Below are 23,687 nucleotides of genomic sequence, written 5' to 3'. Positions count from 1 at the left end.
TCAGCCCTCGCCGCCGCGCCGGGACCACAAGCCGCGGCCGGGATCGTAGCCGATGACCGCCGCGAGGAAGAAGGCGATGAGGCAGCCAAGGACCACAATCGCCGCGACAGGATCGAACCGCAGATAGAGCGCGAAGCGTATCAGCTCGACCGCCGAGCTGAACGGGTTCCAGGCGGCGATTGTTGCCAGCACCGGTCCCGCCTCGGCAAGCCGCCACAGCGGATAGAGCGCCGTCGAGGCAAAGAACACCGGAAAGATGACGAAATTCATGACACCAGCAAAGTTCTCCATCTGTGTCGAAACCGAGGAGACAAGCAGGCCGAACGCGCCAAGCATCAGGCCCGCCAGCACGAGCGCCGGAAATACCGCGACGTAGCCGAGAACGGGCGGCCGCACATCCCAGAAACGCGCGATCAACAGAAACAAATAGACCAGCGGCACGCCGACGATCACGCTGGCCAGCAGGCGCGCCGCAAGCAGGTACCAGCGCGGCAATGGTGCGGTCAGCAACAAGCGCATGCTGCCCATCTCGCGATCGTAGACCATGGCCAGCGAACTCGCCATGGCATGGAAGAGCAGCATCATGGCCGCTAGCCCGGGCACCACATACACGTCATAGAGAACATAGGTCTGGTAGGGTGGCGTGATCGACAGACCGAGAACGGAGCGGAAGCCAGCGGCAAAGATTGCCAGCCAGACCAGCGGCCGCACCATCGCCGAGAGCAGCCGACCGCGTTGCCGCAACGTGCGCAGCATCTCCCTGCGCAGGATGCCGTTGAGCGCGCGCACCGCGTGAGACGTTTTCATTCGGACTCCGTCAGCGACGCGAAGGCCTCGCCCGTGCTCGCTACACCGAGATCGGCAGCCAGACGATCGGCGCGGCCGGCCCACCGCATTGTGCCTCGATGCAGCACCACCACATCGTCATCCGCCGTTAGTTCTTCCAGAAAATGTGTTGCCCACAGGACGGCAATGCCGCGCTCGCGGCAAAGCTCCCGCACGTGCCGCTCGAGCGCGCGGCGGCCCGGCACGTCGAGCCCGGTGGTCGGCTCGTCCAGCAGCAAAAGGCGTGGGCTATGCATCAGAGCGCGTGCTATCTCGACACGGCGACGCTGCCCCCCGGAAAGCGCTCGGGCAGGATCGTCGATCCTGTCCAGCACGTCCAGCCGGCCGAGTTCGTGGATGGAGCGCTCCTTGCTCAAGGCCTGGCTAAGCCCATGCAAGGCCGCGTGGTAACGCAGGTTCTCGCCGGCTGTCAGATCGAGATCGAGGGTCGGCAACTGGAAGACGACGCCCATCTGCGCCAACGCGGCGGACGGGTTGACATCCATCGCCTGGTCGAAGACATGCACCGAGCCGGAGCGGGCGTGATAAAGACCGGTGATCAGCGAGAACAGCGTCGTCTTGCCGGCGCCGTTGCGGCCTAGCAAGATGCACATCCTGCCTTGGGTCACAGAGAAAGAGACGCCGTCGAGAACCCGCCGGTTTCCGAAACTATGGCCCAGATTCTCGACCGACAAGGCGTTCATGGCCCGATCACGACGCCCCACGGCCCCCGCCCCACCGGCAGCGATTTCACCACCTCTTGGTTTTCCAGATCGATGAAGGAGATGTCGCCGGAATTCCCGTTTGCGCTGACCAGGCGCTTCTGGTCGCCGGAGAGCGCCACGTGCCAGGGTCGTTGACCAACAAGGTAGAGCCGACGGACCGTCAACGTTTTCACATCGACTTCCGCAATCCTGTTGGCGGGGCCGAGCGCCACATAGACGGTCGTGCCATCGCGGGACGTCGCCATGCCGACCGCCTGCACACCCTCGCGTCGTATACCCGGCACCTCGAACTCGACTTTGCCGGTCTGCGCGCGCGTTGCCGTGTCGAAGACGGTGACGGTGCCCCGGATCTCCGAGGACACCCAGAATTGCTTACCGTCCGGCGAGAATAAAGCCGCGCGCGGCCGGGTATCGACCAGCAGATTGTCGACGAGTTCAAGCGTGCCTGCGTCGATCAGATGCACCATGCTGGTGGTCTCCGAAGTGCAGGCGACATAGCGGCCGTCGGCGCTGGCCGCCATTCCTTCCGGTTCGACGCCGACATCCACGGTGCCGATGACCTTGGCCGCGGCGATGTCCACCACCGACACCAGATTGTCATTCTCGTTGGCGACGAACAGCCGCTTGCCATCGGGATGGACTGCGAAGAATTCCGGATCGGCTCCCGAAGGCAGTTCCCCGACGACCCGCCGCTTCGCGACGTCGACCACGTCGATGCGGTTGTCGTCGCCTTCCGCGACGAAAAGCATCTTGTTGTCGATCGACAGCGCCAGCCCGCGCGGACGGCGGCCGACATCGATCGTCGCCAGCAAAGTCATTGTCACGCCGTCGACGACCGCGACGGTATTATCCTGCTCATTGGAAACGTAGATGGTCTCGGCGGCGGCGGGAGCAGCAAGAGCGAACGCCGCCAACAACAGCGTCATCAGAACTTGCATGTGCTCTCCTCCAGGTCGATGCCCAGCGTGTCGAGCGGCGTGCGCTGATGCAGGAAACCCGGTTGCGGTGAGCTGGAAATCAAGAGGCGAGGCCCGGCGATCAAAATGGGCTGGCGCATCTGTCCGTCCCAAGGACGGAAACTAAGCCCCTGCCCCTTGAAGCCAGCGAGAAGAAACGCGTCGCCGCGTATATATCTGCCGATTGCCGCGGGATCGAGACTGTGCAGGCGCGTCGCCGCTTCGCCGATACTGCGCACAGCGAGCCAGGCCGCGTAGTCGCTGGGCAACATCCAGCGCCCTGCCTGCCTGTGGAAACGGTCCTGCAGTTGCGTGGCGCCCCATTCCTCGCTGACAGCGCTCCAGCCTATGGCGACAAGCCCTTGCGTGCCGGCGACGATTCTCGGCAGCGCAGTGCGGCCCTCCAGATAGGCGCCGAATTCATCCGCCTCGTCGGCGACCACGAGCACATCATAGTCGCTGACCTGCGTGACCGCCGGTATTTCGGTCTGCAGCGTGACATGCCCTGTATCGGCACGTCCGTTGGCGGGCCTGAATGTCCACGGCTGGTCGATCGTGATCTCGGCTCCGAAGCGAGCCGCCGCCCGTCGAAAGGCCGCAGCCATCGCCTGATCCTGCGAATGCGGCCCCACAAGCAGGAACCAACGCTGCCAGCGCTTCCAGGCGAGATATTGCGCCAGCCCGTCGGCGAGCATGGCGCGGCTCGGGATCGTGTGCAGCACGTTCCGACGGCAGTCCTGCTGGCGAAGCTCGTCGTCCGGCGCCCGGCTGTTGAACAACGTCATCTGCTCGGCACCGGGCGCGGCACTGGCCTGTAGAAGCTGACGGGCGTCGAGATCGGCGACGACAAAGGCGATGCCGGCATCGGCGAATTGTCTTACCGCGTCGTCCGGCGTTTCGGTTGGTTTCAATATCCTTTCCTCCAGCCGAAATTTCTGCCCAAGAAACCGGCCGGTGCTTTCGTCGTCGGCAATGCCGAGCCGTGCGCCTTGCAGGCCGTCGTCGGTGACGGTTTCATCAAGGGGTCCAAGGGGCAGAGCCGGTTTGCGCTCCTGGCCGATATACCCGATCACCATCGTCTGTTGCTCGGTGACGCCAGGGCCGGTGATCAGCAAAAGAAAGAGAAGGCCCAGCAACAGTCTCATTGTGTCGCCCCCAGCCCAAAGCGCGACGATCCCGCTTCATCGCCACGAGAGATTGCGACATCGCGCACGATGCGCGCCGGCGATCCCTCCAGAACAATAACCCGATCACCCAGCGACGAGGCATATGCGAGATCATGCGTAACCAGCAGCGTGGTAGTCCGCCGACTGGCGAAACAATCCTGCAGCAGGCAGCGCATGGCTTGCGCGGTCGCCTCGTCGAGTGAAGCGAATGGCTCGTCGAGGAGGAGTAGCGCAGGCTCCATGGCGAGCGCCCGGGCAAGCGCTACGCGCCGCGCCATACCGCCCGAGAGTCGCTGCGGATAGCTCTTCTCATTGCCTTTCAGACCGACAGCGGCAAGCCACCGGGCCGCATCGGGCGCGCGATCCGGGATGGCCAGCTCTACATTGCGCAAGGCGGTGAGCCAGGGCAGCAGCCTCGGTGTCTGGAACAGCATGCCTATCGGAAGCGGTCGTCCGCTCACGCTGCCGCGAAATTCGCGGTCGACGCCCGAAACGATCGACAGCAGCGTCGACTTGCCGACACCGGAAGGGCCGGTCAGGACGCAGACCTGTCCGTCGGCTATATCAAGCGACAGCGCGCGAAAGATCGTCCGGCGCTGGCCGTCGTCACCGGGGAAAGTCTTGTCCTCGATCCTGATCCTCAGCATCAGCGTCGCCAAGCGAACAGACGACGTTCCAACGGCACAAGCAGTCCATACTCTATGGCAAGCATCACAACGCCGAAGCTGATCGCATAGGCAAGGATGTGGGTGACGTCGAAGTTCTGAAAATAGACCTGTAGCTGGAACCCGACGCCGTTGGAGCGGCCGAGCAGTTCGGCGAGCAACACGATCTTCCACGTCAATGCCAGCCCGCTGCGCAGGGTGACGAGAAAGAACGGCGCCAATTGCGGCAGCACGACATGCCGCAGCTTTGCAGCACGCCCGAAGCGATAGAGCTCAGCCATTTCGGCAAAGTCCTTGTCCAGCCGGCTGGCGCCTTCACGAATAGTCACCACGACATTGGGGATCTTGTTGAGCGCGACCGCAAGGACAAGCGCGGTCTCGGCAAGACCAAGCCAGATATAAATTAGAATGACCGTGATCAGCGCCGGCATGTTGAGGAGTAAGACGATCCAAGGCCTCATCCATATGTCGGCTCTGTGCGAGCGGCCTGCCGCGTAGCCAAGGGCCGCGCCGATGACTATTGCCGACCCGAGGCTTGCCACGACGCGCGCAAGCGAGATGCCCAAATGGTATGGCAGCTCGCCCCGAACCGCTTCGTGCAGGAGAACCGAAACAACCTGGACCGGACCAGGAAACAGCCGATCGGCGGCGATCGATGATGCAATCTGCCAGACGAGCACCATGGTCAGCAATGCCGCAGCCGATTGCCAACGCTGCATTGTGATGGGGAACGCTGGGACATCGGTCATTGGCGCGAGCTCAAGCCGGTATGGCCCGGAAGACACCAGGATCGAGGCTCGTCGCCTTGCCGACCAGATCCTCGCCGCCCAATTTGGCCAGGATTGCAAACAACCGGGCCGCGCCATCACGTTCGTCTTTGCCGAAACGACGAGGGATTCCGGCTCGATAGGCGGCGCGTAACGCCGCCTGTAGGTGAGGATCGTCCGTGCCCAATTGAGGCGCGAGCACCCGCCACTCGTCGTCCGAAGACTCGAGCAGCGACTTCGCTGCCGCGGTCGCGCTCGTGAATCGCGCGAGGGCTATCGGGTTGGCCCGCGCCCAGCTTTCATGGAAGACGTAGCCGAGCATCGGCAAGTCCACGGATACGCCAAGCCCCTGCAGGATTTGCGCGACACTGAGCAGAGGCCTTGCCCCCTCTGACTCGAGACGAGCGGCGAAATTCCAGAACGTCAGCAGTGCATCCAGTCGCCCCGCCAGAAATTCCTGCTCCAACAAAGGCGGCGCGCCGAACACTGGCTCCACCTCTTCAGCAAGATCGCGCTTCACCTGACGGAGGCCGAGCGCGCGCAACAGGATCCAGCTTTTGTCCAGCGGACCACCTGCGATCCCCAGCCTTTTGCCCTTGAGGTCCGCAAGAGTTCGAATGGACGAGCCTTGCGGCAGTTCCAGCGCGCCGACGGCACGAGAATAGGGATAGAACACCAGATCAGCGCCTTCGCTGCGCTGGCGCATGACCCACACCCAGTCCGAAACGATGACGTCGACGCTGCCCGCCAGCAATGCGGTCTTACCGACTTCGGTCCCGGCAAGCCGCTGAGCCTCGATTGATACGCCGTGCACAGCGTCCAACGCATGTCGCCGCATGACGTCAACTTCCCAGGCGGCGGTGCCAAATCCCAGCACGCCAAATCGCACGAGCGGCGATGGCTGTGGCGCGGCTTCAGCGGAAGCACCCAATAGCCAGCAACAAATACCCGCAAGAGCGGCCCGCCGCGAGATGTGACCCTGATCATGCCGGGTCAGCCATTCGCCTGGAAGGGTAGCAGTCAGCACGGGCGCACCGGGTGTGAAGGAACTTTCCTAACGCGGTGGCGGCAGGAATGTTCCCCGATGGTGCATGGAACTAACGGGAAAGCACCTAAGGTCCGTTTTTCGGCTCGTATAGCAGCCCGGGGGGCTTGTTCAGGCGAACAGAAGAAGGTGTCAGGGGCTACGGTCCGCTCTTGGCATCATCGACCTCCAACGCGTCCATTACAGGTGCCGGATCGCTCTTTTCGGAGCTCGGGCTCTGCACCCCGGACCCGGCGTTCTCGATCGCTTGCACGATAGCATCTTCGATGTTTCCGAGTTCGTCCTCCCTTACTTCACGCCCATAACCAGCCACCTCGGCATCTTGCTCGAATTGCTGAGCGAGCACCGCGACGCTGACTTCCTCTCGACCAGGAAGTGTGCCGACATTCTCCTGTAGCCAGTTTTGAAAAAACTCTCTGGTCGCGCTCATCTCAGACCACCCTTTCGCCAAACTAAGCGCGACGATGAGCCGAAGTTCCATGATGCGTTCACTTTCCCAGTGGCGCTGTACTCACAGCGTTGGGAGCCACGAGGTTTTTGCAGGCTTGATGAGGCAGTGGCCTTTCTCTTCACGACTCGATTGGAGTTCACTCTTATCGCGCAGTGTGCATCCTGATTGCGTCCATTTCGACCCTGTGGAACAAGCTCGTTGAGTTGAAGTTAGGCCCTATGCCAAGCTTTTCGGGCGAACCAAGTTTTTCGGGCGAACAAGTTTTTGACGTTGCCATCGTCGGCGGCGGCCCCGCGGGGCTCGCTGCAGCCATGTATTTAGCCAGGTTTCTGCGTTCGGTGATCTCGCTCGACGCGGGGCATGCGCGTGCCAAGCTCATCCCAAAATCCCGTAACTGTCCCGGCTTCCCCGACGGCATCAGCGGGGAAGAACTGCTCGGCCGCCTACGAGCCCAGGCACAGCTATACGGCGCGAGCCTTGTCCATGGTTGCGTAGGCCACGCCGAAAAACGCGAGGGGTTTTTTGTTCTGACGACCACCTGCGGGATTGTCCAAGCAAGGCGCGTGATTCTGGCAACGGGCATTGTGGACAAGGCACCTCCCATTGAAAGACTGGAGGAGGCGATCGCAACCGGCATTGTCAGACTGTGCCCGGTTTGCGATGCATATGAGGCCCGGGGTAGCCGCATCGGCGTTGTTGGTCCGGAGCATCTCGCCGTCAGGGAGGCTCTGTTCCTGAAGGGATATGGCAGTCAGGTCGCCTTGCTCGCCAATAACCAGGATGATGTTTCCGAAGCTGCCCGCGGCGCCGCCTTGGCAGGCGGAGTTGAAATCTGGGACGCTGTCGATGACCTGATCCCTCGACGAACCGGGTTCGATGTCGTCATGGCCGAGGGCGCCCCGATGCGCAACATCGATGTGGTGTACCCTTCGATGGGCAGCGACGTACGCTCCGAACTAGCGGTTGCTCTGCGGGCTGACTGTGACGCAGAAGGCTATGTCCTGGTCAACCGACACCTTGAGACTTCAACGCCAGGACTCTATGCCATTGGCGACGTGGCCGAGGGGCTCAATCAAATTGCTGTTGCGTTCGGAGACGCCGCCAAGGCTGCAACTCACATTCATAACGACCTCCGCGATTGCGCCGAGCCGGCGACGAACTTCCGGCGAAGTTGACCTGCAGATGCGAACGCACCGTACCGGCTCACCTTTGGCTGCGTTGATGCCCGGAACCTGTTCCACCCGGCGTGAGACTACCGGCTTCGGCTTTGCTAGAGTTCTCCCAGGCGCAGCCGCTGGGTTGATGGACGGGCACGCGCTGGCGAACGGCTGGAGGAAGGAATGAAAATTCTCGTCACCGGCGCGTCAGGTCTGATTGGAGCCGCGCTTTGCGCGCGCCTGGCCGGCGAGAGTCATGAAGTGGTTCGCGTGCTTCACCACGCAGACACTGGCGTCCACCCGGAGATCCAAACCGTTTCCCTGGATATGGCGCGGGCCTTGCGACCTCAGGACTGGATCCCCTATCTCGCCGGTGTGGACGCCGTCGTAAACTGTGCCGGCGTCCTGCAGGATAGTGCCCGGGAAAACACCCGGCATGTCCATTCTACCGGCGCCTCGGCTCTCTTCACCGCGTGTGAGCAAGCAGGAGTGAACAAGGTGATTCACTTTTCTGCCATCGGGGTCGATCGCCAGCAGCCGTCCGCCTTTTCCGCCAGCAAGCTTGCTGGCGATGAAGCACTGATGGCACGTAGCCTTGACTGGGTCATCCTGCGCCCCTCCGTAGTGCTGGGAAGGCCGGCCTTCGGCGCAAGTGCACTTTTTCGCGGCCTCGCGGCGTTGCCGCTCTTGCCGTTGATGCCCGGCACGGGCCGTCTCCAAGTCGTCCAACTCGATGACGTCATCTCCACCGTCCTGTTCTTCCTCAAACCCGGCCGCCCATCGCACCTCACGCTGGACCTGGCTGGGCCCGAGGCACTTTCGATGAGCGAGGTCGTGGGTCGCTATCGCCGCTGGTTCGGATGGAGCAGTGCTCGGGAGTTCATCTTGCCGAATTGGGCCGCAGCTATCTTGTACAGGTTCGGGGATGCCGCGGCTCAGCTGGGCTGGCGCCCGCCGATGCGCAGCAATGCAGCAAAAGAGATTGCCCGTGGCGCTGTCGGCGATCCCCAGCCGTGGATGACGGCGACCGGCATTCAACCATCAAGTCTTACATCTGCACTGCGTTTAAATCCTGCGACCGTGCAGGAGCGATGGTTCGCCGGTCTTTACTTTGTCAAGCCGGCGCTCTTTGTCGTCTTGCCGCTCTTCTGGATCATGACCGGCATCATTTCCCTCACCGCCGGCTGGCGCAGCGGAGTTGACTTGCTGATTGGCACTGCTGCCGGCCCCTTGGCCGAACCGGCGGTAGTCGCCGGCGCGCTGGCTGACATCGCCGTCGGGGCGCTTATCGCCTGGCGCCCAACCAGCCGGCTTGGTCTTTTCGGCGCAATCGCGGTATCGCTTTTCTATGCGACCGCTGGGAGCATTCTGCGGCCGGATCTTTGGCTTGAGCCACTCGGGCCGCTGATCAAAATCCTCCCGATCCTCGTTCTGCATTTTGCAGCGCTGGCCATTCTGGAGGAACGCTGATGATGTACTTCGTGCTTAAATACCTGCACGTGATCGGCGCTGCTGTGCTGCTCGGAACTGGTGCCGGCATTGCTTTTTTCATGCTTTTGGCACACCGGACCGGGAATGCCGCGACGATCGCAGCTGTCGCCCGAATTGTCGTGCTGGCTGATTTCCTGTTCACGGCTACGGCCGTTGTCGCACAACCTCTGACCGGACTGGGCCTCGCTAGGGTTGCGGGGTATTCGCTGTCCGAAGGATGGATCGTTCTCTCGATCCTGCTCTACATCTTAACGGGCCTGTTCTGGCTGCCTGTCGTGTGGATACAGATCGAGATGCGAAATCTAGCCACACAGGCCGCACTCTCCAACCAACCTCCTCCCGAGCGCTACCATCAGCTGTTCAGACGCTGGTTTGTCTTCGGCTTCCCAGCTTTCGGCGCCGTGCTCGCCATTTTCTGGCTGATGATTGCGCGCCCGGCAATCGAGTGGTCATCGTTGTAGCTGCGATCGGCAAGCACTGCGCCGTGAATTCATCCGTCGCGCCTAGCTGGCTCGTGCCGGCGCGATGCACTGCGGTCGGGAACCACGGTCACTGCCGCGAGTTCTTTCGCATGGCCAATCATCCCGTCACCGGCGTGCTTACCTCAATCGGCACATTAACCTCCCGCCCCGCGGCATTCCTGATCCTGTTGGTCTACGCAATCCTTTGGATGATCTTCGAGCGACAGACCCTGGACTGGCATGGAGCGGCTACCTTGTTTACGTGGGCCATGACGCTGTTCATCCAGCGTGCCGAGCACCGCGACACTCAGGCCATTCACGCCAAACTGGATGAGATCCTGCGATCAGACCACAATGCCTCGAACATCACGCGGATCGACGATGAAGAGCCCGAGGAAATCGAAAAACACCGCCACCGCAAGCAGCAGGACGACTGATGAGCGGCGTTTTGGTTTCACGGCAGGACGAGTAGCGGGTTTCCAGCTTTTGACGCCTATCCAGCCCCGCCGCCTCCTGCGCTCAGGCCCAGGCCTTCGATCCTTGCTGCGCCTGTGGTTCAGCGACCGAAGGATCGGAGCCCTCTATTGTTCCACTGATCCAGAAAAATTTGCCCGAGAACCAGGTCAGGCAAATCGGCCGGCTCGAAGTGCGTCATTCGCCTTTCTGGTTGCGCTCGACGAACTTGTTGAAACGGCTGGTTTGTCCGTCACCAGTCTTGGACTGGTAAAGAAAGGCCAGATCGTTCTCGTCGAATATGCGGAAGAACTCGTCCCATTCGACCGGCTCGAATGCTTCCTCGGGTTTGCCGAAGTCGATCCGCAGGATGCCGCCCGCGCCTTTGGTGCGAACCACTGCCGGCCGTCCATCCCGCTCCTCGGCCCATTTGCGGATTTCGTCGTGATTGGTGGTCGTTTGCGACTGGGACATTGAAATCTCCTTTGATCATCGGCGTTGCCAACATCGGGCATCGTCGGGGCTGCCGGCGTCCTAACAGCACAAGGGCGGCAATGTTCCGGCACGGCGCGGCGAGCGCGATGTGGCTGCTTCCGAACGAAGCCGGCCAAAGGAACTTTGTTGAAGCCAAGGGAACAAACCTTTTGCCGAAAAGTTCGGGTCGCCAAGATTACCTGTCTGAGGAGTGGTCGTGAAACGGATATTGGTTACAGGGGGCTGCGGCTTCATTGGCCGGCATGTCGCCCAGGAACTCATCGAGCAGGATTATTCGGTTCGCATTTTGGATGTGCTGCTGGAGCAGGTGCACGCAGGCGAAACAGTCGCCCTTCCCGCCGGGGCCGAGCTGATCAAGGGCGACATTCGGGACCGGGAGGCGGTCGCCAAGGCGCTGGAAGGCGTTGACGCGGTCATTCATCTGGCCGCGGAAGTCGGCGTCGGACAGTCGATGTACGAGATCGCGCGCTATGTCGGCACCAACGATCTCGGCACCGCGACGCTGCTTGAGGCGCTGATCAAACACCCGGTCGAGCGCATTGTCGTCGCCTCATCGATGAGTGTCTATGGCGAGGGCCTCTATGCTACATCGGACGGCCGGCGCATCGACAATGCCCGGCGCAAGGCGAGCGACATCAAAAACGGGCAGTGGAATCCGCTGTCGCCGGAAGGCGAGCCCCTCTCCCCCCTGCCGACGGACGAGGAAAAGCCGGTCGACCTCGCCTCTATCTATGCGCTGACGAAATACGCCCAGGAACGCGCCGTGCTGATCTTCGGCGAAGCCTATGGCATCGATGCGGTCGCGCTGCGCCTGTTCAACGTCTTCGGCGCCGGCCAGGCGTTGTCGAACCCCTATACCGGCGTGTTGGCCAATTTTGCTTCGCGTCTCGCCAACGGCCAACGTCCAATGATCTTCGAGGATGGCGAACAGAAACGCGATTTCGTCCATGTGGATGATGTCGCCCGCGCCTTTCGTCTTGCGCTGCAGCAACGCCAGGCAAGGGGTCACGTCATCAACATCGGCAGCGGCCGAGCCTATGCTATCAGCGACGTCGCGCGGGTACTTGCCGAGGCCATGGGAACGCCGGACCGCTCGCCAGAGTTGCTCGGCAAGGCGCGCTCCGGGGATATCCGCAACTGCTTCGCCGATATTTCCAAGGCCCGTGAGCTGCTCGGTTTCGAGCCGAGGCAACAACTGGAGAATTCGCTCGCCGATTTCGTTTCCTGGGTGCGCAACTCGTCCGCCATCGACCGCGGCGCCGACATGAAACGCGAGCTTGAAGAACGTGGGCTGGTGTCATGAATACGCGCAATCGACGCGACGCGCCCGTCGCCATTGTCGGCGGCAGCGGCTTCATAGGATCGAACCTGGCCGACAGCCTGTTGTCGGATGGCGAGCCGGTGCTGGTGATCGACAATCTCAGCCGCCCCGGCGTCGAACAGAACCTTGAATGGCTGGCGCAGAAACACGGAAGCCGCCTCATGGTCGAAACGATTGACGTGCGCGACGCCAACGCGCTTGCGCCCGTTCTGAAGAGTTCCAAGGCGATCTTCCACCTGGCCGCGCAAACCGCCGTCACAACGAGCCTGGTCCAACCGGACGAGGATTTCGATATCAACCTTCGAGGGACCTTCAATGTCCTCGAGGCGGCGCGGCTGAGCAGTGAGTTTGTGCCGGTGGTCTTCGCCAGCACCAACAAGGTCTATGGCAGCCTGCCAGACGTCGCGGTTCGCGAGGACGGCGATCGTTACCTGCCTTGCGACGGCATCATCCAAGCGAATGGCATCGACGAGACCCACGGCCTGGATTTCTGCACGCCCTATGGCTGCTCCAAAGGCGCGGCGGACCAATATGTGCTCGACTATGCCAAATCCTACGGCATGCCGACGGCGGTGCTGCGGATGAGCTGCATTTACGGGCCGCGCCAGTTCGGAACCGAGGATCAAGGCTGGGTCGCGCACTTCCTGCTGAGTGCGCTGACGGGACGTCCAATCACCATTTACGGCGACGGCAGACAAGTGCGCGACATACTGCATGTCTCCGATGCGGTCGCCGCCTACAGGGCCACGCTCGATCGTATCGAGACGACCAAAGGACAGGCATTCAATCTTGGCGGCGGCCCCGATAATGCGATCAGCCTGCGCATGCTGTTGAGCGAGATCCGTAGCTTGACCGGCCGTGAGCTTTCGATCCGCCATGATGGCGAACGCACCGGCGATCAGCCCTTCTTCGTCGCCGACACCCGCAAGATCAAAGCGATGCTTGGCTGGAAAGCTCGTGTTTCATGGCGCGAAGGCATTCGCGATCTCGCAGACTGGCTGCAACAACACCGGCTCCAGCCTCGCCCCGAAGTCGTGAGATACGTCGCATGAAAATCGCCCTGGTAAACCCGTTCTGGACCTATGACGACAGCATCTATTTCGGCTGCCGCCAACCACATCTCCCGCTGGAACTCGGCTATTCGAAATCCCTCCTCGAAACAGCCGGCCATGAGGTGTTGATGCTGGATGGGCAATTGCAGAAGCTCGACAACTCGGACCTCTCCGAGCGTGTGGCTGATTTCGCGCCTGCAATGACGGTCGTCAGTACCGCCCCGACTTATCTGTTCTGGCGCTGCGCACCACCCGAGTTGCGCGTGCCGGCCGATTTCCTCAACCGTCTCGCCGGGCGCGGTGGACGCACAGTCGCGGTCGGGCCGCATGGCTCGGCTACGCCCGCGCCAACCTTGCGCAAGCTTGGCGTCGACATTGTTGTGCGCGGCGAATGCGAGGAAATCGTCGCGGAACTTGCCCGGCGCGACGACTGGAGCGCGGTGCCCTCGACCGCTTACCTGCGCGAGGCCAAGGTGGTTTTGACCGGCGGCGTCCACGCCAGCTCGTTTGTCGATCATCCGCCACTCCAATGGCCATCAGACTGGATCGCTGCCCATTCGCATCACCATCACAGGTTCGATGACAATCAGGTTGGGTTCGGCGCGGAGGTCGAAGCATCGCGCGGTTGTCCCTACAATTGCAGCTTCTGCGCCAAGATCGATTTCCGCGATGCCTATCGCCGCCGAAACCACGAGGCGGTCATAGCGGAAATCGATGGGCTGATTGCCCAGGGCGTCGGCTACATTTATTTCATCGATGAAATCTTCCTGCCGCAGAAAGCGCTGCTGGAAGCGTTGATCCATCGCGACGTGAAGTTCGGTGTGCAGACCCGCATCGACCTTTGGAAACCCGAGCTGCTGGAACTGCTCGGTGCGGCTGGCTGCGTCTCCATCGAGGCCGGCCTCGAAAGCCTGACCGTGGAAGGTCGTGCGATGCTGGCGAAACGCTGCCGGCTGGGTACCGAGGAACTTGCCGCGCTGCTCGTCAATGCGAGGCGTCACGTTCCGTTCGTACAGGCCAATCTGATCGGCGTCGTCGAGGATGACCCTGCCCTTGTGGACTACTGGCGAACGCACCTCATCGACAACGGCGTGTGGGCCAATGAACCCGTACCGCTTTATCCATATCCGAGTTCGCCAAGCTATCGCGAGCTTTGGGGCGAACCCGACGACCTCGCCTGGGAGCGCGCCCATGATCACTATCTCGCATCATTCCAGAAGTTCAGCGACATCCAGGAAAGGCGCCCGCGTCCGCTGGCGGAACTGGAGGCGACATGTTGCGGACACTGACGCCGCGCTCGCGGCGCATCCTGATGACGGTCGATGCCGTGGGCGGCGTGTGGCGCTATGCGCTCGACCTGGCCAGGGAACTTGTCAACGGCGGCGATAGCGTAGTGCTTGCCGGTCTCGGTCCGCCACCGTCCAGGCAGCAGGCCGACGAGGCGGAGGCTTTCGCGAAGCTGATCTGGCTGAACACGCCGCCGGATTGGATGACCCGCAACGGCGGTGATCTCGACGCGCTGCCGCGAGAGTTGCATGCGCCCATGCGCGACCACGCCATCGACCTTGTCCATTTCAACGCGCCTTCGCAGGCGGCGGGATTCGACGCGCCATGCCCGGTCGTGGTGGTCTCCCATTCCTGCGTGACGACTTGGTTCCATGCGGTCAGAGGACAGGCGGCGGATGGCGCATGGGCCTGGCAGAAGGAGCGCAACAGACGCGGCATGGATCGGGCCGACGCGGTCATCGCGCCGAGCCGCAGCCATGCCGACATGCTAGAGACCTGCTACGGCCCGATCGCGCGCTTGAGTGTGGTCAGAAATGGTGCCCGTCCTCTGCCGAAGGCCGAAAAGCATCAACCGCTCGTCTTCGCCGCTGCCCGCTGGTGGGACGAGGGCAAAAATGCGGCGGTGGTCGATCAGGCGGCGTCCCTGACGCGATGGCCTCTGTTTGCCGCCGGGTCGACGAACGGTCCAAACGGCGAGCATGTCAGCTTCAGCCATGCTGTTCCTCTGGGAGCAGTGCCGTCCGATGAGGTGCGTTCGTTGATGGCTCGCGCGGGTATTTTCGTATCGCCATCGCTCTACGAGCCATTCGGCCTGGCCGCGCTGGAAGCCGCCATGTCGGCTACGCCCCTGGTGCTTTCCGATATCGCCACCTATCGCGAACTATGGGACGGGGCCGCGATATTCTTTGACGCGCGCGATCCGCACGATCTCGCTGCCTGCCTCAACCGTCTCTCCAGCGATGCCGAGCTCCGGCGAGAGCTTGGCCAGGCAGCCATCCGACGCAGCCGCAGGTTTAGGCTGACAAAGCAGACAGCGGCTATGCGCGGCGTCTACGACAAAGCGGCCTTAGCGATGGCGGAGCGCTGATCATGCGCTTTGTGTTCTACACCCACTCGGTCGTTTCCGACTGGAACCATGGCAATGCCCATTTCCTGCGCGGCGTCATGCGAGAGCTGGTCCAGCGCCGGCATCAGGCGATTGCGCTGGAGCCGGCGAATGGCTGGAGCCGGTCGAATCTGCTGGCTGAGAAGGGGTCGTTCGCCATCGAACGCTTCCGCAAGGATTTTCCCGAACTGATGCCGGTGACCTACGATGCCGGATTTGATCACGAAGCCTGGATTGCCGAGGCCGACGTTGTGATCGTTCATGAGTGGACGGATCCGGAGCTTGTCGCACGTATTGGCCGTGCCCGGGCCGCCGGCGGCAACTTCATCCTTCTTTTTCACGACACCCACCACCGGGCCGTGTCTGCGACCGAGGCACTCTCGGCGCTCCGGCTGGAGCACTATGACGGCGTTCTCGCCTTTGGCGAAACCTTGCGCGAGAGCTATCTGCGCGCCGGCTGGGGCAAGCGCGTCTTCACTTGGCATGAAGCGGCGGACGATCGCCTGTTCAAGCCGCACCCGGAGATCCACCCCACCTCCGATCTGGTCTGGATCGGCAACTGGGGCGATGATGAGCGGACCGCCGAACTCAAGGAGTTTCTGATCGAGCCGGTGCACGATCTCGGCCTTGATGCCGCTGTTCACGGCGTACGCTACCCCAAGACCGCACTTGCGGATCTGGCCACCGCAGGACTGCGCTATGAGGGGTGGATCGCCAATGCCGACGTGCCGAAGGCCTTCGCCGCGCATCGTGTCACACTTCACATCCCACGGCGCCCCTATCGCGAGAGGTTGCCCGGAATCCCGACGATCCGCATGTTCGAGGCACTCGCCTGCGGCATTCCGCTGATTTCAGCGCCATGGTCCGATGTCGAGCAGCTTTTCAGGCCCGGTGTCGACTTCCTGTTTGCCGAGAATGGCTCGCAAATGCGGCAACAGCTTCGGACGGTGTTGTCCGACGAGGACTTTGCGGCCTCCCTGGTGACCTCGGGTCTCGAGACCATCCGCTCGCGGCACACCTGCCGCCACCGCGTCGACGAGTTGCTCGGCGTGCTCACGCAATGCGCGAACCGACACACCGCCGTCCCGACAGCCGCAAAGGAAGCCGTCGCATGAAGATCGCATTCTATGGATCGAGCCTTTTGTCGTCCTACTGGAACGGTGCCGCGACGTACTATCGCGGTTTGCTCAAGGCACTTTCGCAATTGGGTTACGAGATCACGTTCTACGAACCCGATGTCTACGACCGGCAGAAGAACCGCGACATCGAAGCTCCCGACTGGTGCACTGTCGTCGTTTATGAGGCGACCCAGCATGCGCTGATGCAGGTCGCGGCACGTGCCGCCGGCGCCGACATCGTCGTCAAGGCGAGTGGCGTCGGTTTCGAAGACGAGGCGCTGCTTCGCGCCGTTCTCGACCACGCCCGCAGCGACGCGCTTGTCGTATTCTGGGACGTGGATGCGCCAGCCACGCTTGCCCAGTTGCGCGACGAGCCGGACCACCCGCTCCATCGTGCACTGCAGGAGATCGACCTCGTGCTGACCTATGGTGGCGGCGATCCCGTTGTCTGGGCCTATCGTGCCATGGGCGCCAAGGAGTGCGTGCCCATCTACAATGCGCTCGATCCCGAAACGCACCATCCGGTCGCCAGCAAAGCGCGTTTTGCCTGCGACCTGGCGTTCCTCGGAAACCGGCTGCCGGACCGTGAAGCGCGTGTCGAATCGTTTTTCCTCGATCCCGCCAGCCAGCTGCCGAAACAGCGTTTCCTGCTCGGAGGCTCGGGTTGGGGCGACAAGCCGCTCCCCACCAATGTAGGCTGGCTCGGCCATGTCGGCACCCGCGATCACAACGCCTTCAATGTCACCCCAAAAGCCGTGTTGAACATCAGCCGCGATAGCATGGCCGCCAACGGTTTTTCACCGGCCACGCGAGTGTTCGAGGCGGCTGGCGCCGGCGCCTGTCTCATCACGGATGCATGGCTGGGCGTGGAACTGTTCCTGAAACCAGGCGAGGAGATCCTGGTCGCGCGTGACGGCGGCGATGTCGCCGAAATAATGCGCTCGCTGACCCCCGGTCGGGCCAAGGCAATCGGCCAAGCCGCACTTCACCGCGTGCTGGCGGACCATACCTACGCGCTTCGGGCGGATGTGGCGGATGCCGTCTTCAAACGTCATTTCGAGCACGGGGCCGTGGAGGCAGCGGAATGACCAAGAAACTGGACATCGTCTTTCTCGGCCTGTCGCTGTCCTCATCCTGGGGAAACGGTCACGCCACCACTTTTCGAGGTCTTTTGAAAGGCTTGCACGGACTCGGTCACCACGTGACTTTTCTGGAGCGCAACGTGCCATGGTACGCCAATCACCGCGATCTGCGCGAACCGGAGTTCTGCGCCTTGCGCTACTACGAAACCACTGCGGAGCTGCAACGCGACTACGCACAGTGCCTGGAGCAGGCCGACATCATCGTCATCGGATCCTTTGTTCCAGAAGGACGCCAGGTCATCGACATCGTCGCCTCGCTTTGCAAGGGGCAGCTCTGCTTTTACGACATCGACACCCCGGTGACCCTGGCCAAGCTTTCAGCCGACGATTGCGATTATCTGAGTTCGCGGCAAATTCCGTATTTCGATGTCTATTTCTCCTTCACTGGCGGCCCAACGCTCAACCATCTGGCGCAAGACTTCGGCGCGCGCCATGCCGAACCTCTCTATTGTTCGGTCGATCCGGAACGGCATCACCCGACAGGAGATCCGGTCCGCTGGGATCTCGGCTATCTCGGCACCTACAGCATGGACCGGCAGACAACGCTGAACGCTCTGCTGCTCGAGCCCGCACGGCATATGCCAAACCTCCGTTTCGTCGTGGCCGGCTCCCAATATCCATCCGACATCATCTGGCCGGACAATGTCGAACGCATCGAACATTTGCCGCCCGCCGATCACGCCGCGTTCTATAGCCGTCAGCGCTACACGCTGAATGTCACACGCAGTTCCATGATCACCGCAGGATGGTCGCCCAGCGTGCGCCTGTTCGAAGCGGCGGCTTGCGGCACGCCCATCGTCAGCGACCGCTGGCCAGGGCTCGACAGCTTCTTTCCTGCATCGGCGATCCACACGGCCGCGGAGACGGACGAAGTCATCGATATCCTCGTTGGCGAGTCCGAGCGCGCACGCCTGGCCATGGCCGGCCGGGCTCGCAAACTCGTCCTCGCTTCCCACACCGGTGCGGCCAGGGCTCGCGAATTCGTGGCGGCGCTGACCCAACCAAGGGCGACGGCCCTCGATCTCGACATTGGAAGTGCAGCATGAACGGCAGACAGGAGAAAACAGCGATGCGACAGACAAGAAAGGCGCACAGGGCAAAGACGGTGCTTGTTGCCGGCGGCGCGGGTTTCCTCGGTTCGCATCTTTGCGAAGTATTGCTCCGCAACGGCTGGCGCGTGATCTGCGTCGACAATTTTCTGACCGGGCGCATGGAAAACATCATCTCGATCATGGACCGGCCGGGTTTCCGGTTGATCGAGCAGGACATCTGCCGGCCACTGGATCTCGGCGAGCCCGTGGATCACATCTTCAACCTGGCCTGCGCCGCCTCACCGCCGCGTTATCAGGCCGACCCGATACACACCACGCGTACCTGCGTGATCGGAACCCTCAACCTGCTCGAACTCGCTGTCCGCAATGACGCGCGACTGCTGCAGGCCTCGACGAGCGAAGTGTATGGCGATCCGGAACAACACCCGCAAAGGGAGGATTACGTCGGTCATGTGAACTGCACCGGCCCACGCGCCTGCTACGACGAGGGCAAGCGCACCGCCGAAACGCTTTGCTTCGACTATCTAAGGGCCGGCAAGGCCGACGTCCGCGTCGCGCGCATCTTCAACACCTACGGTCCGAGAATGGATCCGGCCGACGGTCGCATCGTCTCGAATTTGATCATGCAGGCGCTCGAGAAGCGTCCGCTGACGATATTCGGCGACGGCCAGCAAACGCGATCCTTCTGCTATGTCTCCGACTTGATTGATGGATTGATGCGCCTGATGAACATCGACCCCAATCCGGGCAAGCCGGTCAATCTGGGCAATCCCGGAGAATTCACCATCGTGCGACTGGCGGCATTGGTGAAGGCGATGACCGGCACCAAGTCGGATCTGAAATTTCTGCCCCTGCCGCAAGACGATCCTCGGCGCAGGCAGCCTGATATTTCGCGTGCGAAAACGCTGCTCGGCTGGTCGCCGAGAGTGCCGCTCAACGAAGGGCTCAAGCTGACGATCGATTATTTCGCGGCGCTCGAAGGCACCGGCATCGGCGATCAGATGACAGGCCTTGCCAAAAGGAGACCCGCAGGCGGGCTGCAGAACCTTCCTGCATGACGCGGGCCGCGGCCGGACCTGCCCGGAGATCGTGCGGAACATCCATCCAACCTTGTAGTTTGGCGGGAGGGACCCGATACGGAGGATCATCCTCATGCAACCCAAGCGACCCGCGAAGGATGTCGACAAGATTGCCGAACGCGAGGCGGCTGCCTATCTGCGGCGCTCCTCGATCACCTATCTCGAGTGCTGCGTCAGCCTGATGATGACGCATCTGCAGCGCGAGGAAGTGGCCGCTATTCTCGAGCAGGAAGCAGACATGCTACGAAGGCTGGATTGATCGAAACGCTACACCTGAGATTCGTCCAGGAATCGTATCAGCCCCGCCCTGTATCGGTCTCCGGTCGCGGCCAGCCTTGCTTTTTCCTGGCCATTTTCGGATTGCGCAGCCGTGCTCCAGAGCCCGATTTGGAACGCCAAATAGCAGGGTTCGAAAAAATCGATGTGGCCATTGTCAATATCGAGCCCCATCCCCTCGACCAATGTCGTCACATCGCTGTCGGCTAGTCCATATTCGACCCGGGCGCCGGCAATGTCCCACTCTATCGGCTGGCAGCCAATCAAATCGTGTGCCCGGCAATGGTCGACGGCATCTGTCTTGAGCACCGTGCCGTCGGCACAAACGAGAAACTCCCACGCGTGAAGCTTTCCGTCGATTTCCACCCGCTGCAGAACATACGCAGGGGTTTTTTTCGAGAGCCAACGGCGCAACGTCGCCGCTCGGTTCTCGCCCAGGGCTTCAGATGTATTGGAAACAGCCATTTCCGCGAGTGCGAGCAATGATGCACCCGGTTCGCAGGTTCGGAGATTGAGCGCCCGCCAGGTTAGATAGCGCGCCAACTCCGCGACCAGCCTTCCTCTTGGCAGCGGCGCCTGGTCCATCGTGGTGCCGTCAATCCACCGTTCGACCAGAAAGCCGTGGCAAAGCCCGACCACTTGCGATCCGAACCCGGCTTTCCCCAACATTTCCGCGGCTCGTCTCTTACGCCGTCCGGTTTCGCCGAGGCCGGCGAATTTGACGAGCCAGCGACCACACCCCGCGGACGCCAGGAATTTACGCCGCTCGATGCCGCGCGGGCTCGGCGGCCAATGCTTTTCGTCGACGTAGTGGACGCTCCTCCATTCGCCACCAGACAGTTCGGTCAGGCGTAATTCGGGGCTGCCGACCGCCTCGGCCACCCATTCGCTAAGCGTGGGAATGTTCGAGCTTTCGGGGAAGGTGCATTCGAGCGCCGTCGCCACATGTTTCGGACAGCGCGACCATGTCTCCCTGGCCTCCCGTGACGCTTCGATGCCCGGGTTGCCAGGATGGCTGGGAAACAGGTGAATGCGGTCCATACCAATACCCAGTTCCCGCAGCCACGCGACGACGGCGTGCATCGAACTGCCGGACAGACCGGGACCTTCGTCTACAACGGCGAAGCGTGCCGATGGATTGTTCTTCCAGGAAGCGATCGAGCGCGGATCGGCATTGATGTGCCTGCGGAAAGGATGGCCGACCGGACGAACGCTGAACGGCGCCGGCGCGCCAATCGCGGCAGCCACTATGGCGGCAAGCCCCAGGCCGATGCTGCGGATGCCGATCACGCATGTGTTCGCATCGAGACCTGACTCCTGCGCCGCTCCCAAATAGCTTTCGGGATAAAGCGCGTAATGCGCGTAACCCTCGGCAGAACCGGTCAGAACCTCAGCCTCGCATTCCAACCCGTCCAGCAGTTGGAGAAGTCCTGGGTCGATGCCACCGCCCACGGCGAAACCGCTTCGCCACGACTTCGCCACCTCGGCCGCAAGACCAACCAGCAATCTCGCGCCTTGCTGTTGCCGCGGCGAAAAGATGTCGATGCCGCTGGTCTCGAAATCGACATCGGCAAGCGCCCGAACCAGTTCCGATACGCTGATGAATAGTCCGACCAACGCGGCATGGCGTCGGAGGCCACGAGCCATGCGGTCCAGACTTTGAGCAATCTCGCTGGCAGCTTCGCGAAGCCGTTCTGCGCTCTGCCTCCGCTTCTGGTCGCCGTAAACGATCATCGATCGGTTTTCCAATGCTTTGCCTTGCGGCAACGCAGCGAGCGCTGCTTCGATCCATGCTGTCTTGCGCAATTTTTCGGCAGGCCAAGGAACATTCCGGCACGCTGGTGGTTCGGCGGCAGGAACTTACCTTTGAACAGCATAGGGCGGCAGTTTCGTGGGATCGAAAAAGGTTCGTGTCGGTATCGTCGGGGTCGGCAATTGCGCATCCTCCCTGGTGCAGGGCCTCTCCTATTATCGTCACGCAAAAAGCAACGAACCAATCCCAGGGCTGATGCATGCCGACCTCGGCGGCTACCATGTCGACGACGTCGAGATTGTCTGCGCGTTCGACGTCGCCAGGAGCAAGGTTGGCCTCGACGTCGCTGAAGCAATCTACGCCGCCCCCAACAACACGTTCCGCTTTGCCGATGCGGCGGCAAACGGCGTTCGCGTCGAGCGCGGACCGACACTTGACGGCATCGGAAAATACTTGCGCGACGAAATCGAGGAGGCGCCGGAGCCGGTTGCCGACGTCAGCGAAATCCTGCGCAACAGCGGCGCCGACGTGCTGGTGTCTTACCTGCCGGTGGGCTCCGAGGAGGCGACGCGCTTCTACGCCGAATGCGCGCTCGAGGCCGGCTGCGCCTTCGTCAACTGCATACCCGTTTTCATCGCCTCACGTCCGGAATGGCGCCGGCGCTTCGAGCAGCGAGGGCTGCCGCTGGTCGGCGATGATATCAAGAGCCAGGTCGGGGCGACCATCGTTCACCGCCTGCTGGCCAATCTCTTCCGCGAGCGCGGCGTGCGCATCGATCGCACTTATCAGCTGAATTTCGGCGGCAACACCGACTTCCTCAACATGCTGGAACGCGAGCGGCTGGAATCAAAGAAGATTTCCAAGACCCAGTCCGTGGCCAGCCAGTTCGATGTTCCCCTGGAGCCGGGCAATATTCATGTCGGACCCAGCGACCACGTACCGTGGCTGACCGATCGCAAATGGGCCTATATCCGGGTGGAAGGGACGACCTTCGGCGGCGTGCCGCTCAACGCCGAACTCAAGCTGGAAGTCTGGGATTCTCCAAATTCAGCCGGCGTGGTGATCGATGCGATACGCTGCGCCAAGCTTGCGCTCGATCGTGGCATAGCGGGAGCACTGACCGGCCCCTGCAGCTATTTCATGAAGTCGCCTCCCGAACAGTTCACCGACGCCGAAGCGCGGCAGCGCACGCTCGCTTTCATCGCCGGCAAGGACGAGCCTTTGCTGGATGCCGCGGAATGACGACAACGTTCTTTTTGATCCGTCATGCAGCGCACGACAATGTCGGCTCCTATCTTGCAGGACGGATGGACGGCGTTTGCCTTGGCGAGGCTGGGAAGGCGCAGGCCGCGCATCTTGGTGGCCGCATGGCCCGGGAGCCGATTGAAGCCATTTTGTGCAGCCCGCGTGAGCGTACGCAAGAGACGGCCGTGCCGATCGCGCTTGCCTGCGGCGTCGGCGAAATCGCGATCTGCGCCGAACTCGACGAGATCGATTTCGGCGATTGGTCGGGAAAGACTTTCGACGAGTTGAATGGCGATGCCGGTTGGCGGGCGTGGAACGACCAGCGGCAGGAGGCCAGGACACCGAGCGGCGAGACCATGCTGGATGTCCAGGAGCGGATCGTCGCACTGATGAACGCAGTGCGCGAGCGGCATCCGAATCAGTGTGTCGCCCTGGTCAGCCACGCCGACGTGATCAAAGCCGCCGTCTGCAAGGTGCTTGGCTTGCCGGTCGGCGACTGCTTCCGCTTCGACATCGATCCAGCCTCGATCACGACGATCGTGTCGGGTGACTGGGGCTCCAAGCTCCTGCGAATGAACGAAGCTGCCTGACGAGGACTTT

The 23,687-nt window shown here is 62.0% G+C and carries 25 protein-coding genes; 15 read left to right on the top strand and 10 right to left on the bottom strand.

Features of this window, described 5'->3' with window-relative positions; all coding sequences use genetic code 11:
* From X733_RS161475 to X733_RS161510, 8 genes are all read right to left on the bottom strand, one after another.
* Entirely contained in the window at positions 1 to 807 is an 807-nt protein-coding gene (locus X733_RS161475; protein WP_023681112.1) for an ABC transporter permease, read from the bottom strand.
* Positions 804 to 1,529 (bottom strand): ABC transporter ATP-binding protein, encoded by a 726-nt coding sequence (locus tag X733_RS161480; RefSeq protein ID WP_023817814.1) that lies wholly within the window; start codon positions 1,527 to 1,529, stop codon positions 804 to 806. The genes X733_RS161475 and X733_RS161480 overlap by 4 nt, the downstream gene beginning before the upstream one ends.
* Entirely contained in the window at positions 1,526 to 2,488 is a 963-nt protein-coding gene (locus tag X733_RS161485) for a PQQ-dependent catabolism-associated beta-propeller protein (RefSeq protein WP_023704603.1), read from the bottom strand. Before X733_RS161485 ends, X733_RS161480 begins: the two co-directional genes overlap by 4 nt.
* Complete coding sequence (locus X733_RS161490; protein WP_023817813.1) at positions 2,476 to 3,651, bottom strand: ABC transporter substrate-binding protein; 1,176 nt, start codon at positions 3,649 to 3,651, stop codon at positions 2,476 to 2,478. Before X733_RS161490 ends, X733_RS161485 begins: the two co-directional genes overlap by 13 nt.
* Positions 3,648 to 4,319 carry an ATP-binding cassette domain-containing protein gene (locus X733_RS161495; protein ID WP_031249205.1) on the bottom strand — a complete coding sequence of 224 codons (672 nt, stop codon included), beginning with the start codon at positions 4,317 to 4,319 and terminating at the stop codon, positions 3,648 to 3,650. The genes X733_RS161490 and X733_RS161495 overlap by 4 nt, the downstream gene beginning before the upstream one ends.
* Positions 4,319 to 5,086: an ABC transporter permease gene (locus tag X733_RS161500; protein ID WP_023817812.1), complete on the bottom strand. Its 768-nt coding sequence runs from the start codon at positions 5,084 to 5,086 to the stop codon at positions 4,319 to 4,321. Before X733_RS161500 ends, X733_RS161495 begins: the two co-directional genes overlap by 1 nt.
* 10 nt (positions 5,087 to 5,096) lie before the next feature.
* Positions 5,097 to 6,131 carry an ABC transporter substrate-binding protein gene (locus X733_RS161505; protein WP_031193032.1) on the bottom strand — a complete coding sequence of 345 codons (1,035 nt, stop codon included), beginning with the start codon at positions 6,129 to 6,131 and terminating at the stop codon, positions 5,097 to 5,099.
* Positions 6,132 to 6,288: 157 nt separating this feature from the next.
* Positions 6,289 to 6,630 carry a DUF768 domain-containing protein gene (locus tag X733_RS161510; RefSeq protein ID WP_023667997.1) on the bottom strand — a complete coding sequence of 114 codons (342 nt, stop codon included), beginning with the start codon at positions 6,628 to 6,630 and terminating at the stop codon, positions 6,289 to 6,291.
* A 188-nt stretch (positions 6,631 to 6,818) separates the two neighbouring features.
* On the opposite strand from X733_RS161510, the gene X733_RS161515 reads away from it, so the two are divergent.
* The 4 genes from X733_RS161515 to X733_RS161530 all read left to right on the top strand — a co-directional run bounded on the left by X733_RS161515 (position 6,819) and on the right by X733_RS161530 (position 10,146).
* On the top strand, positions 6,819 to 7,775 hold the full coding sequence (locus X733_RS161515; RefSeq protein WP_031193031.1) for an NAD(P)/FAD-dependent oxidoreductase: 957 nt from the start codon (positions 6,819 to 6,821) through the stop codon (positions 7,773 to 7,775).
* Between the two features lie 165 nt (positions 7,776 to 7,940).
* Positions 7,941 to 9,227, top strand: a complete 1,287-nt coding sequence (locus X733_RS161520) for an SDR family oxidoreductase (RefSeq protein ID WP_023817810.1) — start codon at positions 7,941 to 7,943, stop codon at positions 9,225 to 9,227.
* Complete coding sequence (locus tag X733_RS161525; RefSeq protein ID WP_023817809.1) at positions 9,227 to 9,709, top strand: DUF2269 domain-containing protein; 483 nt, start codon at positions 9,227 to 9,229, stop codon at positions 9,707 to 9,709. Before X733_RS161520 ends, X733_RS161525 begins: the two co-directional genes overlap by 1 nt.
* Before the next feature lie 110 nt (positions 9,710 to 9,819).
* Positions 9,820 to 10,146: a low affinity iron permease family protein gene (locus X733_RS161530; RefSeq protein WP_023687797.1), complete on the top strand. Its 327-nt coding sequence runs from the start codon at positions 9,820 to 9,822 to the stop codon at positions 10,144 to 10,146.
* 214 nt (positions 10,147 to 10,360) lie between these two features.
* Here X733_RS161530 and X733_RS161535 read toward each other — a convergent pair whose 3' ends face one another.
* Complete coding sequence (locus X733_RS161535; RefSeq protein ID WP_023667991.1) at positions 10,361 to 10,636, bottom strand: hypothetical protein; 276 nt, start codon at positions 10,634 to 10,636, stop codon at positions 10,361 to 10,363.
* 217 nt (positions 10,637 to 10,853) lie between these two features.
* On the opposite strand from X733_RS161535, the gene X733_RS161540 reads away from it, so the two are divergent.
* From X733_RS161540 to X733_RS161580, 9 genes are all read left to right on the top strand, one after another.
* Positions 10,854 to 11,960, top strand: coding sequence for an SDR family NAD(P)-dependent oxidoreductase (locus X733_RS161540; protein WP_023681102.1), 1,107 nt, complete (start codon positions 10,854 to 10,856; stop codon positions 11,958 to 11,960).
* Entirely contained in the window at positions 11,957 to 13,030 is a 1,074-nt protein-coding gene (locus tag X733_RS161545; protein WP_023691444.1) for a GDP-mannose 4,6-dehydratase, read from the top strand. Before X733_RS161540 ends, X733_RS161545 begins: the two co-directional genes overlap by 4 nt.
* Entirely contained in the window at positions 13,027 to 14,319 is a 1,293-nt protein-coding gene (locus tag X733_RS161550) for a TIGR04295 family B12-binding domain-containing radical SAM protein (protein WP_023817808.1), read from the top strand. The genes X733_RS161545 and X733_RS161550 overlap by 4 nt, the downstream gene beginning before the upstream one ends.
* Positions 14,304 to 15,404, top strand: coding sequence for a glycosyltransferase family 4 protein (locus X733_RS161555; RefSeq protein ID WP_023725528.1), 1,101 nt, complete (start codon positions 14,304 to 14,306; stop codon positions 15,402 to 15,404). The genes X733_RS161550 and X733_RS161555 overlap by 16 nt, the downstream gene beginning before the upstream one ends.
* Before the next feature lie 2 nt (positions 15,405 to 15,406).
* On the top strand, positions 15,407 to 16,537 hold the full coding sequence (locus tag X733_RS161560) for a glycosyltransferase (protein WP_023817807.1): 1,131 nt from the start codon (positions 15,407 to 15,409) through the stop codon (positions 16,535 to 16,537).
* Positions 16,534 to 17,628, top strand: coding sequence for a glycosyltransferase (locus X733_RS161565; protein ID WP_023667985.1), 1,095 nt, complete (start codon positions 16,534 to 16,536; stop codon positions 17,626 to 17,628). Before X733_RS161560 ends, X733_RS161565 begins: the two co-directional genes overlap by 4 nt.
* Positions 17,625 to 18,728, top strand: coding sequence for a glycosyltransferase (locus X733_RS161570; protein ID WP_023817806.1), 1,104 nt, complete (start codon positions 17,625 to 17,627; stop codon positions 18,726 to 18,728). The genes X733_RS161565 and X733_RS161570 overlap by 4 nt, the downstream gene beginning before the upstream one ends.
* 23 nt (positions 18,729 to 18,751) lie before the next feature.
* Positions 18,752 to 19,792 carry a UDP-glucuronic acid decarboxylase family protein gene (locus X733_RS161575; RefSeq protein WP_023681096.1) on the top strand — a complete coding sequence of 347 codons (1,041 nt, stop codon included), beginning with the start codon at positions 18,752 to 18,754 and terminating at the stop codon, positions 19,790 to 19,792.
* A gap of 94 nt (positions 19,793 to 19,886) precedes the next feature.
* Positions 19,887 to 20,072, top strand: coding sequence for a hypothetical protein (locus tag X733_RS161580; RefSeq protein ID WP_023667982.1), 186 nt, complete (start codon positions 19,887 to 19,889; stop codon positions 20,070 to 20,072).
* Between the two features lie 8 nt (positions 20,073 to 20,080).
* Here X733_RS161580 and X733_RS161585 read toward each other — a convergent pair whose 3' ends face one another.
* Positions 20,081 to 21,895 (bottom strand): hypothetical protein, encoded by a 1,815-nt coding sequence (locus tag X733_RS161585; protein ID WP_245274380.1) that lies wholly within the window; start codon positions 21,893 to 21,895, stop codon positions 20,081 to 20,083.
* An 85-nt stretch (positions 21,896 to 21,980) separates the two neighbouring features.
* Between X733_RS161585 and X733_RS161590 the strand changes: the two genes are divergently transcribed.
* Positions 21,981 to 23,084, top strand: a complete 1,104-nt coding sequence (locus X733_RS161590; RefSeq protein WP_023736084.1) for a myo-inositol-1-phosphate synthase — start codon at positions 21,981 to 21,983, stop codon at positions 23,082 to 23,084.
* On the top strand, positions 23,081 to 23,677 hold the full coding sequence (locus X733_RS161595; protein WP_023667978.1) for a histidine phosphatase family protein: 597 nt from the start codon (positions 23,081 to 23,083) through the stop codon (positions 23,675 to 23,677). The genes X733_RS161590 and X733_RS161595 overlap by 4 nt, the downstream gene beginning before the upstream one ends.
* The last annotated feature ends 10 nt before the right edge of the window (positions 23,678 to 23,687 follow it).

It is taken from the genome of Mesorhizobium sp. L2C066B000 (genome assembly GCF_000502335.1).
In the GTDB taxonomy this organism is placed as follows: Bacteria; Pseudomonadota; Alphaproteobacteria; order Rhizobiales; family Rhizobiaceae; genus Mesorhizobium.
The sequence above is the reverse complement of the archived record's forward strand: the minus strand, read 5'-3'. Positions and strand labels throughout refer to the sequence as shown.

Bases quoted from the DNA above. Each gene is read 5' to 3' on its own strand.
- X733_RS161475 (WP_023681112.1), bottom strand. From the start codon at position 807: ATGAAAACGTCTCACGCGGTGCGCGCGCTCAACGGCATCCTGCGCAGG.
- X733_RS161555 (WP_023725528.1), top strand. From the start codon at position 14,304: ATGTTGCGGACACTGACGCCGCGCTCGCGGCGCATCCTGATGACGGTC.
- X733_RS161550 (WP_023817808.1), top strand. From the start codon at position 13,027: ATGAAAATCGCCCTGGTAAACCCGTTCTGGACCTATGACGACAGCATC.
- X733_RS161560 (WP_023817807.1), top strand. From the start codon at position 15,407: ATGCGCTTTGTGTTCTACACCCACTCGGTCGTTTCCGACTGGAACCAT.
- X733_RS161500 (WP_023817812.1), bottom strand. From the start codon at position 5,086: ATGACCGATGTCCCAGCGTTCCCCATCACAATGCAGCGTTGGCAATCG.
- X733_RS161490 (WP_023817813.1), bottom strand. From the start codon at position 3,651: ATGAGACTGTTGCTGGGCCTTCTCTTTCTTTTGCTGATCACCGGCCCT.
- X733_RS161485 (WP_023704603.1), bottom strand. From the start codon at position 2,488: ATGCAAGTTCTGATGACGCTGTTGTTGGCGGCGTTCGCTCTTGCTGCT.
- X733_RS161545 (WP_023691444.1), top strand. From the start codon at position 11,957: ATGAATACGCGCAATCGACGCGACGCGCCCGTCGCCATTGTCGGCGGC.
- X733_RS161570 (WP_023817806.1), top strand. From the start codon at position 17,625: ATGACCAAGAAACTGGACATCGTCTTTCTCGGCCTGTCGCTGTCCTCA.
- X733_RS161530 (WP_023687797.1), top strand. From the start codon at position 9,820: ATGGCCAATCATCCCGTCACCGGCGTGCTTACCTCAATCGGCACATTA.
- X733_RS161480 (WP_023817814.1), bottom strand. From the start codon at position 1,529: ATGAACGCCTTGTCGGTCGAGAATCTGGGCCATAGTTTCGGAAACCGG.
- X733_RS161535 (WP_023667991.1), bottom strand. From the start codon at position 10,636: ATGTCCCAGTCGCAAACGACCACCAATCACGACGAAATCCGCAAATGG.
- X733_RS161565 (WP_023667985.1), top strand. From the start codon at position 16,534: ATGAAGATCGCATTCTATGGATCGAGCCTTTTGTCGTCCTACTGGAAC.
- X733_RS161515 (WP_031193031.1), top strand. From the start codon at position 6,819: ATGCCAAGCTTTTCGGGCGAACCAAGTTTTTCGGGCGAACAAGTTTTT.
- X733_RS161520 (WP_023817810.1), top strand. From the start codon at position 7,941: ATGAAAATTCTCGTCACCGGCGCGTCAGGTCTGATTGGAGCCGCGCTT.
- X733_RS161595 (WP_023667978.1), top strand. From the start codon at position 23,081: ATGACGACAACGTTCTTTTTGATCCGTCATGCAGCGCACGACAATGTC.
- X733_RS161495 (WP_031249205.1), bottom strand. From the start codon at position 4,319: ATGCTGAGGATCAGGATCGAGGACAAGACTTTCCCCGGTGACGACGGC.
- X733_RS161525 (WP_023817809.1), top strand. From the start codon at position 9,227: ATGATGTACTTCGTGCTTAAATACCTGCACGTGATCGGCGCTGCTGTG.
- X733_RS161580 (WP_023667982.1), top strand. From the start codon at position 19,887: ATGCAACCCAAGCGACCCGCGAAGGATGTCGACAAGATTGCCGAACGC.
- X733_RS161510 (WP_023667997.1), bottom strand. From the start codon at position 6,630: ATGGAACTTCGGCTCATCGTCGCGCTTAGTTTGGCGAAAGGGTGGTCT.
- X733_RS161575 (WP_023681096.1), top strand. From the start codon at position 18,752: ATGCGACAGACAAGAAAGGCGCACAGGGCAAAGACGGTGCTTGTTGCC.